General features: G+C 68.5%; 12 protein-coding genes and 2 pseudogenes. 6 read left to right on the forward strand and 8 right to left on the reverse strand.

Going from position 1 to position 11,391, the window contains the following annotated elements:
- Nucleotides 1–631 (reverse strand): annotated as a pseudogene (locus AC5RV2_RS09645) (molybdopterin-dependent oxidoreductase); the annotation flags it as partial.
- Nucleotides 632–889: 258 nt separating this feature from the next.
- Between AC5RV2_RS09645 and AC5RV2_RS09650 the strand changes: the two are divergent.
- On the forward strand, nucleotides 890–1,432 hold the full coding sequence (locus tag AC5RV2_RS09650; protein WP_494065087.1) for a YceI family protein: 543 nt from the start codon (nucleotides 890–892) through the stop codon (nucleotides 1,430–1,432).
- A gap of 55 nt (nucleotides 1,433–1,487) precedes the next feature.
- Here AC5RV2_RS09650 and AC5RV2_RS09655 read toward each other — a convergent pair whose 3' ends face one another.
- Complete coding sequence (locus tag AC5RV2_RS09655) at nucleotides 1,488–2,144, reverse strand: maleylpyruvate isomerase family mycothiol-dependent enzyme (protein WP_494092146.1); 657 nt, start codon at nucleotides 2,142–2,144, stop codon at nucleotides 1,488–1,490.
- A gap of 127 nt (nucleotides 2,145–2,271) precedes the next feature.
- Between AC5RV2_RS09655 and AC5RV2_RS09660 the strand changes: the two genes are divergently transcribed.
- Both AC5RV2_RS09660 and AC5RV2_RS09665 read left to right on the forward strand, forming a co-directional pair.
- A complete protein-coding gene (locus AC5RV2_RS09660) occupies nucleotides 2,272–2,889 on the forward strand; it encodes a maleylpyruvate isomerase family mycothiol-dependent enzyme (RefSeq protein WP_494092147.1) in 618 nt (205 codons plus the stop codon).
- Between the two features lie 88 nt (nucleotides 2,890–2,977).
- Nucleotides 2,978–3,925 (forward strand): D-2-hydroxyacid dehydrogenase family protein, encoded by a 948-nt coding sequence (locus AC5RV2_RS09665; RefSeq protein ID WP_494092148.1) that lies wholly within the window; start codon nucleotides 2,978–2,980, stop codon nucleotides 3,923–3,925.
- Between the two features lie 65 nt (nucleotides 3,926–3,990).
- Here the strand turns inward: AC5RV2_RS09665 and AC5RV2_RS09670 are convergent, their stop codons facing one another.
- Nucleotides 3,991–5,202 carry an ROK family protein gene (locus tag AC5RV2_RS09670; RefSeq protein ID WP_494092149.1) on the reverse strand — a complete coding sequence of 404 codons (1,212 nt, stop codon included), beginning with the start codon at nucleotides 5,200–5,202 and terminating at the stop codon, nucleotides 3,991–3,993.
- An 83-nt stretch (nucleotides 5,203–5,285) separates the two neighbouring features.
- Between AC5RV2_RS09670 and gap the strand changes: the two genes are divergently transcribed.
- Nucleotides 5,286–6,305 carry a type I glyceraldehyde-3-phosphate dehydrogenase gene (gene gap / locus AC5RV2_RS09675; RefSeq protein ID WP_494092150.1) on the forward strand — a complete coding sequence of 340 codons (1,020 nt, stop codon included), beginning with the start codon at nucleotides 5,286–5,288 and terminating at the stop codon, nucleotides 6,303–6,305.
- 136 nt (nucleotides 6,306–6,441) lie between these two features.
- On the opposite strand, the gene AC5RV2_RS09680 is transcribed toward gap, so the two are convergent.
- From AC5RV2_RS09680 to hpaH, 5 genes are all read right to left on the reverse strand, one after another.
- Nucleotides 6,442–7,194, reverse strand: a complete 753-nt coding sequence (locus AC5RV2_RS09680; RefSeq protein ID WP_494092151.1) for an ArsR/SmtB family transcription factor — start codon at nucleotides 7,192–7,194, stop codon at nucleotides 6,442–6,444.
- A gap of 45 nt (nucleotides 7,195–7,239) precedes the next feature.
- Nucleotides 7,240–8,307, reverse strand: a complete 1,068-nt coding sequence (locus AC5RV2_RS09685; RefSeq protein ID WP_494092152.1) for an alcohol dehydrogenase catalytic domain-containing protein — start codon at nucleotides 8,305–8,307, stop codon at nucleotides 7,240–7,242.
- Nucleotides 8,308–8,385: 78 nt separating this feature from the next.
- Nucleotides 8,386–8,598, reverse strand: coding sequence for a hypervirulence associated TUDOR domain-containing protein (locus AC5RV2_RS09690; RefSeq protein ID WP_494092153.1), 213 nt, complete (start codon nucleotides 8,596–8,598; stop codon nucleotides 8,386–8,388).
- A 130-nt stretch (nucleotides 8,599–8,728) separates the two neighbouring features.
- Complete coding sequence (locus AC5RV2_RS09695; protein ID WP_494092154.1) at nucleotides 8,729–9,547, reverse strand: HpcH/HpaI aldolase family protein; 819 nt, start codon at nucleotides 9,545–9,547, stop codon at nucleotides 8,729–8,731.
- Nucleotides 9,532–10,317 carry a 2-oxo-hept-4-ene-1,7-dioate hydratase gene (hpaH, locus tag AC5RV2_RS09700; protein ID WP_494092155.1) on the reverse strand — a complete coding sequence of 262 codons (786 nt, stop codon included), beginning with the start codon at nucleotides 10,315–10,317 and terminating at the stop codon, nucleotides 9,532–9,534. Before hpaH ends, AC5RV2_RS09695 begins: the two co-directional genes overlap by 16 nt.
- Before the next feature lie 241 nt (nucleotides 10,318–10,558).
- Here hpaH and AC5RV2_RS09705 point away from each other — a divergent pair, with 241 nt between their 5' ends.
- Both AC5RV2_RS09705 and AC5RV2_RS09710 read left to right on the forward strand, forming a co-directional pair.
- Nucleotides 10,559–11,173, forward strand: coding sequence for a flavodoxin family protein (locus AC5RV2_RS09705; protein ID WP_494092156.1), 615 nt, complete (start codon nucleotides 10,559–10,561; stop codon nucleotides 11,171–11,173).
- Between the two features lie 28 nt (nucleotides 11,174–11,201).
- A pseudogene (locus AC5RV2_RS09710) lies at nucleotides 11,202–11,391 on the forward strand (CynX/NimT family MFS transporter); the annotation flags it as partial.

Raw genomic sequence — 11,391 nt, forward strand, 5'->3', positions numbered from 1 at the left:
GCAGCCCCAGTGCCTGGCGCACCTGCCGTGCGGTGTTCCGCGCCGCCGAAGCGGCGCCGGCCGCGATCCCCATGACGACGGCGACACCCGCAACCGCCGCGGCGTTCGCCAGGAAGCGGCGGCGGTCCGGAACCTCAGGCATGACGGCCGCGTCGCCCACGGACAAGGCCGCGGGCCGGGGCAGGAGACCGATCAGCCGGCGCAGGCAGAGCAGGCCCGCCGCGGTTCCCAGCGCCGTCGGAATGGCGTCGGCCGGCACAGCCCCGGCGCGGGTGAGCACGCAGGCCGCCATGCCCGCCGCGAGCAACACCACCGTCAGCGCGCCGGCGGTCCAGCGCCGGGCCGCGAGCAGGCCGGCCGCGGCGGCGATCAGCACCGCAACGATCGCCATGGCGATGAACAGCACCAGTTTGTCCGCCGTCCCGAAAGTGGAAATGGCGAATTCGGTCAGCCAGATCGGGGAGAGTTCCACGACGGCGGCGCCCACCGAGCCGAACGGGGAGGCGGCCGGGCCGAAAAAAGCTGCCGCCAGTTCCGCTGTGGCAAAGAGCGCGGCCGCCGACGCGACGCCCGCCAGCATGGCCGGCGACCACCCGGCCATCGTGGCCTTTGTGGCTGGCGGTGCTGCCATGCCGTGTCCTTCGCTCGATGACGGGCCGGATGTCTCCGAAGGAGTGGCATCGTGCCCTGCTCCGATCATCTACCCGAAGCGGGGCGCAGGACAACCACCGTGGCTGTTGGCAGGGCGGGTCTCCCGCGCCGGGCGAAGCATCGTTGCCTGCCGTTCACCGGCTATTGGTTGACTCTTCAACTATCAGGTGCTACGGTAAATGCATAAGCATGGAGTTCACCCGGGCTTCACATCCTAACTTCAACCAGGAGGCACTTAATGGCCGTTCAGCTCACCCCAGGAACTTGGAACCTCGACCAGTCCCACACCGAGGTCGGCTTCGTCGTCCGCCACGCCGGCATCAGCAAGGTGCGCGGCCAGTTCACCGACGCGGATGCAACCCTCGTGGTCGGCGACAGCCTGGCCGCTTCCTCCGTCGAGGCAGTCGTGAAGACCGCCTCGTTCGACTCCAACGATGACAACCGCGACGCCCACGTCAAGGGCGAAGACTTCTTCAACGTGGAGCAGTACCCGGAGATGACCTTCAAGGCCACCAGTGTCGAAGGCACTCCGGAAGAGTTCCAGCTGGCCGGCGAGCTGACCATCAAGGACACCACCAAGCCCGTGGTCTTCGACGTCGAATTCGGCGGCATGGCCGTTGACCCGTTCGGCGCCACCCGCGCCGGCTTCTCTGCGACCACGCAGATCTCCCGCAAGGAATTCGGCATCACCTGGAACGCCGCCCTGGAAGCCGGCGGCGTGCTGGTGGGCGACAAGGTCACCATCACGGTTGACTCGGCCTTCGTGCTGCCGGCCAACTAACCCGCGCGATACACACAGGCAGGGCCCGGATCCGTTCCGGGCCCTGCCTGCTGCGTTAACGCCCGTCTTGGGCAGGCGCGCAGCGGGACCTCAGTGTGGCGACTCCCTCTCCCGCCAGGTGGTCGCAGTACGTTGCGCGTCCGGCCATCGCCATGGTCAGTGCCAGCGTGGTCCCGCTGACCAGGGGGCCGGAGCCGAACCGGAAGGGGCCGTCGACCGCCTGGAAGCGCAAGCCCTTGGCGGTGCTTCTGCTGGGCACGGTAAAGTCCCGACCGGAAAAGAACTCTGCGACCGGGGTCACGACGTCGACAGCCGGGGTTCGCTGCAGCCCGAGCGGGCGGCGGATGTCCTGGCCGTGGACAATAATCTCTCCGAGCCATGCGACGGTGTGCTTCGACGGTGCCTTCGTGTTCCCGATCACTGCCCGGAACCGGTTGAGTGTTTCGGCCGGAGTAGCACCTCGGTGTTCGTCTAACCGGCGCTGGTTGTGGAGATCAAAGTCGAGGCGTGCACCCAGTACGCTGCCAAGCCAGCGAAGCCGGGCAATACTCGCGCCCGCCGTCAGGTGCGCGAGGACCTCTTCGATGACCCAGCGACCGCACAAGGACTGCTTGGCCCATTGGTCGTCCGTCAACCCGCTCAGGTCGTCAGCGAGGGCAGCGCGTTCGGCATGGATAACGGCCCACAGGTCGTTCGCGCTCTTTGGCTGCATGCCCCCCATTCAAACAGACAGCAGGCCCGCGGGGCGGCTACGATCGACTCGGCGGACGGGGTTGCACGCGCTTCTGCAACAAGGAGCGAAGAGGGTAGCCAGACGCCCACGGTGAGCAAGGAGTCCGATGACCGAAATCTGGCCCGTGGTCCACGCCGAGCGTGCGATGCTTATTCGGCACCTGGAAGCGCTGTCGCGGGAGCAGTGGCGCACGCCGTCACTGTGCCGCGGCTGGGACGTGCACGACGTGCTGGCCCACCTGGTCAATGACGCGAAGACGACCCGGCTGACGTTCTTTCGCGACTTCCTGGCCGCGGGTTTCGATTTCGACCGTCTGAACGCCCGCGGGGTCGCAGCGGAGCGCGCAACGGAACCTGAAAATACGCTGCAGCGGTTCCGCGAGGTGAGCGGGCGCACTAGCGGTGCCCCGGCGCCGCTGCCTACCCGGCTCGTAGAGGCCTTCGTGCACGGGGAGGACATCCGGCGCCCGCTGGGTATCCGCCACGGCTATCCGGCCGCTCCTGTCGTCACCGCGCTGCGCCACCAGCTGGCCACCAGCGTAAAGTTCGGCGGCGGCAAGGAACGGGCGCTGGGGCTGCGGCTCGTGGCGTCAGACGCCGGTGTCAGCCTGGGGACCGGAGACGAAGTGCGCGGAACCGCCATCGCCCTGCTGCTGGCGGTGTCCGGGCGGCCCGTAGGCAAGGCGGAGCTGACCGGCCCCGGTGCTGCCACCCTGTCCAGGTAGCGGCACGCCATGGTTTCCGGCGGCAGCCCCGCCCGCCACTCCGGGGGCGCCGCGGTTTCCCCGGGTCCCGGGCGGATACGCTGGCATCGTGAAGATCGCCATCCTCGATGACTACCAGGACGTGGCACTGGGCAGTGCCCCGTGGGAGCAGCTGCCGGCGGGCATCGCCGTCGAGCGCTTCACGGACCATTGTGACGACGTCGGCGCACTCGCCGAGCGCTTGAGAGGGGCGCAGGTGGTGGTCACCATGCGCGAGCGGACGCCCATCACCGCCGAGCTGATGGACCTGCTGCCCGGCCTGGAGCTGGTGACCACTACCGGCATGCACAACGCCTCGATCGACCTGGAGGCCGCGCACGCCCGCGGGGTGACCGTGTGCGGAACGCAGCATGCGACGCAGGCTCCGGCCGAGCTGGCCTGGGCGCTGGTGATGGCCGTGGCCCGGGAAATTCCGCAGAACGACCGGGACGTGCGGGCCGGGATCTGGCAGGCCCGGATGGGGATCGACCTGGCCGGGTCCACCCTCGGGCTGCTGGGCTTGGGCAGGCTGGGGCAGCTGATGGCCCGCTACGCGCAGGCGTTCGGGATGGACGTGCTGGCGTGGAGCCCGCACCTGACCCGGGAGCGCGCAGCCGGCCACGGGGCGGAGTGGGTGTCCAAGCAGGACCTGTTCCGGCGCTCGGACATCGTCAGCGTCCACCTGAGGCTGGCGGAGTCCACCCGCGGGATCGTCGGCGCCGCCGAGCTGGACCTCCTCGGTCCCGGCGGCCGGCTGGTCAACACCTCGCGCGGACCGCTCGTGGATGAGGAGGCCTTGGTGGCTGCGCTCGCCGGACGGCGGATCGCCGGCGCCGCCCTCGACGTCTACGACGTGGAGCCGCTGCCGCAGGACAGCCCGTTGCGCGGCGTGCCCAACCTGATCCTCAGCCCGCACGTCGGCTTCGTCACCGAGGAAGCCCACAGGCTGGGGTACACGCAGATGCTCGAGGGCATCCTGGCGTACCTGCGCGGGGAGCCGATTAACGTCCTCACCTGAGGCAGCGGAACGGGGGAGGTCGCCGTTTCGGCCGGGCGTCCGGTGGGTTTCCGACGGGATCGCGCCTACCTCGACGGCATCCCGGCCGGGACGAGTTCCATGGCGTGCTCCTCCACGTAGTCCAGCGCCAGCCGCACGGCGCCCGTGGCCACTATCGCGTCGCCGAACCCGGAGACCGCCACCCGCGGCGGGGTCGCGGTCAGCCGGGGGAGTTCTTGGGTGATGGTGGGCAGCAGGGCCGACGCCGAGGCGGCCACCGCGCCGCCGATCACCACGAGCTCCGGGTTGAGGAAGGTGCCCAGTATCGCGACCACGCGGGCCATCCGCCGGCCGATCCGCTCCAGGATTTCCTGCGCCACCCCGTCTCCCCGGGCAGCGGCCTCGAAGACGAAGCGGGCCGACACGCGGGTAGTGCCCGGTCCCACCAGCTCGCGGATCAAGGTAGGCCTGCCGGACGCCAGGGCCTCGTTGCCCCAGTAGCGGGCCAGCCGCGCGATGCCGTCCTGGCTGCCCACCCCGTCCACCAGTTCCAGGGTGCCCACTTCGCCGGCGCCGCCGTTGCAGCCGTGCAGCAGCCGGCCCGATTCGATCAGGCCGGTGCCCAGCCGTTCGCCGGCCAGCATGACGGCCAAGTCGTCGACGCCTTTGCCGGCGCCGCTCCAGCGCTCCGCCAGCGCCGCCAGGTTCGCATCGTTCTCCAGCAGCACCGGCCAGCCGTAGCGGGCAAAGACCTCGGTCTGCAGGCCGATGTCGAAGTGCTCGGAGAGTTCGTGTCCGGGTGCCACGTTGCCGTGGCGATCGACGACGGTGGACACCCCGATGGCCGTGGCCAGCACCGATTCCGGCGGCAGCCCGGCCTCGGCCAGGGCGGCGGCCACTGCCCGCTTGATGGTGGAGCGGCGCGACTCCGCCGGCGCCGGCGGCTTCTCGAACCGCTCGGAGATACGGGCCAGCATCAGGCCGTTCAGGTCCGCCACCAGCACGGTGGCGGTGGCCATGCCGACATCCAGTCCCAGCACGCAGCCCGCCCCGGGGTTGAACTGGAACCGCCGCGCCGGCCTGCCCTTCGCCGTGCCGACCACGCGTTCGCCGGCCACCTCGCGGGCCCAGCCCCGGGCCACCAGGTCGTCGCAGACCGCGATGACCGTGGCACGTGTCAGCCCGGTGGCCTCGATCAGGTCGCTTCCGGTCACCGCGCCGTTCTCGCGCATCACCGACAGGACGGCTTTTAGGTTGGTCAGCCGCAGGACCTGCGGAGTGGTGGCGGTGGTGCTCACATCGATCCCCTTGACCTTGTCCGGCAGTATCAGGATAATAATAATGGAACATAAATTTAGAGGCTAAATAAAAAGGAGTTCCCATGGCAGTACGGATTGGCATCAACGGTTTCGGGCGCATCGGCCGCAACTACTTCCGGGCGGCCATGGCGCAGGGCAAAATCGGTGCAGACCTCGAGATCGTGGCGATCAACGACCTCGGCTCGCCGGAAACCCTGGCGCACCTGCTCAAGTACGACTCCGTGGTCGGCCGGCTGGGCGCCGACGTCACGGTCGCCGACGGCGACCTGGTGGTCGACGGCCGGACCATCAAGGTACTCGCCGAACGCGACCCCGGAAACCTCCCCTGGCGCGAGCTCGGCGTCGACATCGTGATCGAGTCCACCGGTCGCTTCACCAGCTCCGCGGACGCGGAGAAGCATCTGGTCGCCGGCGCCCGCAAGGTCCTCATTTCCGCTCCCGCGAAGGGCGATGTGCTCAGCGTGGTGATGGGCGTCAACGACGGCGAGTACGACGACGGCGCCCACCACCTCATCTCCAACGCCTCCTGCACCACCAACTGCCTGGCCCCGCTGGCGAAGGTGCTGCACGAGAACTTCGGGATCGAGCAGGGCCTGATGACCACCATCCACGCCTACACCGCGGACCAGAATCTCCAGGACGGGCCGCACCGCGACCTGCGCCGGGCCCGGGCCGCCGCGATCAACATGGTTCCCACCTCGACCGGGGCCGCCAAGGCGATCGGGCAGGTGCTGCCCGAGCTCAAGGGCCGGCTGGACGGCTTCGCCATCCGAGTGCCGGTGCCCACCGGTTCGGCCACGGACCTCACCGTCACGGTCGGCCGCGAGGTGACCGTCGAGGAAGTCAACGAGGCATTCAAGACGGCCGCCGCGGATCCCCGCCTGGCCGGCATCTTGACCTACACCGAGGACCCCATCGTCTCCTCGGACATCGTCACCGACCCGGCCTCGGCCATCTTCGACTCCGGCCTCACCAAGGTCATGGGCAACCAGGTCAAGGTCGTGGGCTGGTACGACAACGAATGGGGCTACTCCAACCGCCTGGTGGATCTGACCTCCCTGGTGGCCTCCAAGCTCTCCTGAGTCCGCAGGTCCCGGACCCGCCGTCCGCCGACGCCGGCAGGCGCCCTCGCACAAGGGCGCCTGCTGTGCCGTTTCCGGGGTGTGCCGCGCCTGGCCTCGCCGCGCGCGGCAGCGCCAGGGTACGCCGGCCCGGTGCTCAGGTGTACATCAGGGAGCCGGGTGTGGTGAGTTTCTCGCCGGTCTCCAGCCACGTCTTGAGGCCGGACAGGACCATCGGCCAGCCGCCGTACACCTGCTCGTTGGCGCCCTCGCGCAGCTGATCGTGCGTGACGGTGAGGCGGCAGGAATCCTCCACCCGTTCGATCTCCCACGTCACCCGGGACGTGCCTTCGGCCGCGACGTCCTCGCCCCACAGCGCGCGCATGGTCTGGACCAGCCGGCGGGGCGGATCGACTTCCAGGTTCTCGCCTTCACTCAGCGGCGCACCGGCCCGTGGGTTGGTCACCGCGTACCGGGAACCCGGCGTCCAGTCGGTCTCGATCCGGTTGCCGAACTGGTACGTGCTTCTGATCTCGCTGTCCGTGATGGCTTCCCAGAGTTGTTCCGGGGTGGTGCGGATGTAGATTTCGAAGATTTTTTCCATGGGACTTTCCAATCGGGATTTGAGGTCGCTGAGGGCAGCGGCCCATGGTTGTGCATACTTGCTCACCCAGCGGTCGTGGATGAGCCGAATGGGCACCGGATTCAGGAAGTGGAGTTTTTCGCGGCCGCGGCGGCGGGTGACCACCAGGCCGGCCTCTTCCAGTTGCTTCAGGTGCTTCATGACGCCGAAGCGCGTGATGCCGAACCGCGCTTCGAGTGCGGTGAGGGTCTGCCCGTCCTCGCGGAACAGTTCATCCAGCAGGCCGCGCCGGGTGGGATCCGCCAAGGCCTTGAACACGGCATCCATGCACCCATAATAGGTGACCATTCGGTCACATGTCGAGGCTTTTGTTCACCTGGCTGGATCGAGCACGGCTTTGACCAGTGGCCGTCCAGCTGCGTCAAGGTGGCCTTCCGCCGTGAGCCGCAGTGCTTCCACGGCCCGGCCCATCGGGTAGGTCGTGATGAGGCGCTCGCCCAAATCCGGAAGGGTGGCGAGGAAGGCCAGTGCCTGCTCGAAATCCGGCCGGGTGGAGATGAAGCTGCGCAGGACGGCAAGGTCCTTGCTGGTCCGGACCACGGGCGCCGGGGCGGTCCCGGTGGCATACATCGCCACCATGACCAGGCGGCCCAAGGGCCGCAGTTCCTGAACGGCACGTGCCAGATTGGTACCAGCACCGGTCGCTTCGATCCACACATCGTAGGTGTTGGGTTGCTGCTCGGTGGTGCTGCCCAAGCCAAGGCCTTGGGCCAACTCAACCCGAGCCGCGTGGCCGGGGCCGTCGCGGCCGATCATCGTCACCTCGGCGCCAGCGCGCTGTGCCATCAGTCCGGCGAGCAGGCCGATGCTGCGGGTGGTCGAGACTGCCACGCGCTCCCCGGGCTGGATGCGGGCGACAGTGGAGACCGCGCGCCAGGCGATGGACGCGGGCTCTGCTAGAACCGCGGTGGTGTCCGGAACCGACTCCGGCACGGGCACCAGGTTGCGCCACGGAACGAGCGCCCGTGAAGTGGCTTGGCCGTGCTGGGTTAGCCCCAGGCCGGAGCGCTCGGCGCAAAGATGCGGCTGGTCCGCCCGGCACGCCTCGCAGTGGCCGCAGCCCACGGTGGAAATGGGTACTACCCGGGTGTCCGGCGCGAGCCACTCGGGAACCAGCAGCCCCGTGCGGACCACCGTGCCGACCGACTCGTGCCCGAGCACCATACCCAGCGGAACCGGCGCTGCTGCCGTGTCGGCACGGTAGACAATAACGTCCGAGCCGCACAGCCCGCAGAGGCTGACCCGCAGTTCCACCTCGTCCGCTGTCGGCGCCCGCAGCAGGTGGTCGATCAGCCCGACACCCCCGGGCGTGTGGGAAATCCGCGCCAGCGCCCGGACGGTCGGTTGCCGGCCGGAAAGATTGCTGGAGACAGTTGCCACGTCTTGTTTCCTCGAACTTCTGTGGAGTCTCAAACGTCGGTGGAGTCCAGGCCCTAGAGCCTTCGGCGGCGTCGCCGGTTAGCCCGCTTTGCGCAGCGCCGAGCCCTTGTGGACAGCCAAATTGTCCGTCTTGTCGCTCTGGACTTCGTACTGGGGCTCATCCTCGGAGCAGCGCCTCGTGCGGCCCAGGAATTCGAAGTCCTTGGTGTGGACCTTGGTGACCCTGCCGTGAATTTCGCCGGCCTCTGAATTCCAGCGCACTCTATCGCCAACCTTGAAAGAATCAGCCATGGTCAAGTCTTAGCATTTTTAGCCGAAGGACGCTTCCCCAACCAGCAGTTGCTCCACCTCGCCGCGTAGGACGGCGGCGCTTCGGGTGGGTTCCGAAGCCACCCAAGCACCGCCGTCGTTCTACGGAGGATCAGTAACTGGCGGGGCTTCCGGCCTCGCCGGCCCCGTCCGAGGGGATGTACTTGGCCGCCAGGGCTTCGGAGCCGCGGGCCAGCAGCGCCACGTCGGCGCCGACGCCGACAAAGTCGGCACCCCACTCCATGTAGCGGCGGGCGGAGGCTTCGGCGAAGGCGTTGACCCCGACGAACTTGCCGGCCGCCTGGGCCGCCTTCAGCACCTTCTCCACGCCGGCGACGACGTCCGGGTGCTCCTGCTGGCCAATCACGCCCATCGAGGCGGCGAGGTCGGACGGTCCGATGAACACGCCGTCCACGCCGTCGACCGCGGCGATCTCGGCGGCGTTTTCCACGGCCTCGGCGGACTCGATCTGCACGATCAGCGTCAGCGTTTCCTCCGCGCGGGTGAGGTAGTCGGGGATCCGGTTCCAGCGGGCCGAACGGGCCAGCGCGGAACCGACGCCGCGCACGCCGGCCGGCGGGTAGCGGGTGGCCGCCACGGCCGCGCGGGCCTGTTCGGCCGTGTGCACCATCGGAATGATCAGTGACTGCGCGCCCAGGTCCAGGTACTGCTTGATCAGCACGGTGTCGTTGACCGGCGGGCGGACCACTGGGATGCCGGGATAGCCGCGCACCGCCTGCAACTGAGCCAGCACGGACTCCAGCCCGTTGGGGGAGTGCTCGGCGTCGATGAAGATCCAGTCAAAGCCGGCCCCGGCGCAGAGCTCCGCCACCAGGGGCGAGCCGGAGCAGACCCAGATGCCGGCCAGCGGCCGGTCGGCGGCGGAGAGGGCGTCCTTGAAGGACGGGTCGGGTTCTACTCGAAACGGCACGTGATGGTTCCCAACTGCCCGTAGTCGGCGAAGACGGTGTCCCCCTTGTGGACCCACATGGGGCGGGTGAACGAGCCGGCGAGGATGGTTTCACCGGCCTTCAGGTGGTCGCCGTGCGGGGCAATCTTGTTGGCCAGCCAGTAGACGCCGGCGGCCGGGTGGTTGAGCACGCCCGCGGCGACGCCGGTCTCCTCCACGGTCTGGTTCTTGTACAGGATGGCGGAGATCCAGCGCAGGTCGACGTCCTGCGGGCGGACCGGGTTGCCGCCGATCACCATGGCGCCCATGGCGGCGTTGTCGGAGATGGTGTCCACGATGGTGCGGCCCTCCATCTCGATCCGCGAGTCCAGGATCTCGAGCGCGGGAACCACGTACTCGGTGGCGTTCAAAACGTCAAAAATTGTGGCGTTGGGGCCCTTGACATCGCGGTTAAGCACGAAGGCCAGTTCGACTTCGATGCGCGGGTGGGTGTACTGGTCCCACTTCACCGTGCAGCCGTTCTCCAGGATCATGTCGTCGAAGATGATCCCGTAGTCCGGTTCGCTGATGCCGGTGGCGTACTGCATCGCCTTGGACGTCAGGCCGATCTTCCGGCCCGCCAGCGTACGGCCGGCGGTCTCGCTGCGCTCGCGCCACAGGTTCTGCACCTTGTAGGAGTCTTCAATGGTCATCTCCGGGTAGCGGGCGGTCAGCCGTTTCACCGGCGTCCGGGTCCGGCCGGCCTCCACCAGCTCGTCGGCGATGGACTCGATCGTTGACGGGTCAAGCATCCTTGGCACCACTTCCTAGTTCTTCGCAGGCCGCAGCCGCCCGGGGCGGGCGTTCGGCGGTCCGCGGCGCCGCACGGGAAGGGCGCCAGCACCATCTTACGGCGGCGCCTGTCACCGCCCGGAAGTTGGTTACAAGGGGAGCGAACGGTGGCGGCGTGGATCGGCTTTTGGACGATCGTCGACGGCCGGTGGCATGGCCGGCGGACTGTCCATTAACTGCCCGAAGCCGCAGAATGGCGCTATGGAGGATACAAAACTCAACGCACTGGCACTGGTCTGCACCCTGACACCGTCGCCTAAACCGTCGAGCAGCGAACTGCTGGCCCGGCAGGTGATCACGCAATTATCGGGACACGGCGTCACGTGTGACCTCTTGCGGGTTGTGGACCACGACGTCAAACCCGGCGTGCAGACCGACATGGGCAACGGCGACGCCTGGCCATCCATCCGCGCCAAAGTCCTGGCCGCCGACATCCTGGTGCTGGCGACGCCGATTTGGCTGGGCCACGCCGCGAGCCAGGCGCAACTCGTGCTCGAACGCCTGGACGCGGAGCTGTCCGAAACTGACGAGCAGGGCCGGCCCAGCATGTTCAACAAGGTCGCGCTGGTGGCCGTCGTCGGCAATGAGGACGGCGCCCATCACGTGACCGCGGAGCTGTACCAGGGCCTGGGCGATATCGGGTTCAGCCTGCCGGCGCAGGGGTCCACGTATTGGGTGGGGGAGGCGATGCACGGTACCGACTTCCAGGACCTGCCGGAAACCCCGGACGTGACCGTGGCGACGACGGCGACGGCGGCGCGCAACGCCGTTCATCTGGCCAGGTTGCTGCGCCGCGAACCGTATCCGGCCGGGTAGGCGGGCGGGCCGCGGCTAGGGTAGGCGGGTGAACTACTTCCTCCGCAGGCCGTGGACCGGGCGGATCGGCGCGCTGCTGGGCATCCTGCTGATGGCGCTGAGCCTGCGCGCCGCGGTCTCCGCCGTCGGTCCGCTGCTGGGACGGCTTGGCCCCGAACTGGGCTTCGACGCCACCACCATCGGCGTGTTGGCGATGCTGCCGCCGCTGGTGTTCGCCG

This window comes from Arthrobacter sp. Y3225116 (assembly GCF_059091245.1).

What these genes read in the sequence shown, in the direction of transcription:
- AC5RV2_RS09650 (WP_494065087.1), top strand. Translation starts at nt 890, where the DNA reads ATGGCCGTTCAGCTCACCCCAGGAACTTGGAACCTCGACCAGTCCCAC.
- AC5RV2_RS09655 (WP_494092146.1), bottom strand. Translation starts at nt 2,144, where the DNA reads ATGCAGCCAAAGAGCGCGAACGACCTGTGGGCCGTTATCCATGCCGAA.
- AC5RV2_RS09660 (WP_494092147.1), top strand. Translation starts at nt 2,272, where the DNA reads ATGACCGAAATCTGGCCCGTGGTCCACGCCGAGCGTGCGATGCTTATT.
- gap (WP_494092150.1), top strand. Translation starts at nt 5,286, where the DNA reads ATGGCAGTACGGATTGGCATCAACGGTTTCGGGCGCATCGGCCGCAAC.
- AC5RV2_RS09680 (WP_494092151.1), bottom strand. Translation starts at nt 7,194, where the DNA reads ATGGATGCCGTGTTCAAGGCCTTGGCGGATCCCACCCGGCGCGGCCTG.
- AC5RV2_RS09690 (WP_494092153.1), bottom strand. Translation starts at nt 8,598, where the DNA reads ATGGCTGATTCTTTCAAGGTTGGCGATAGAGTGCGCTGGAATTCAGAG.
- hpaH (WP_494092155.1), bottom strand. Translation starts at nt 10,317, where the DNA reads ATGCTTGACCCGTCAACGATCGAGTCCATCGCCGACGAGCTGGTGGAG.
- AC5RV2_RS09705 (WP_494092156.1), top strand. Translation starts at nt 10,559, where the DNA reads ATGGAGGATACAAAACTCAACGCACTGGCACTGGTCTGCACCCTGACA.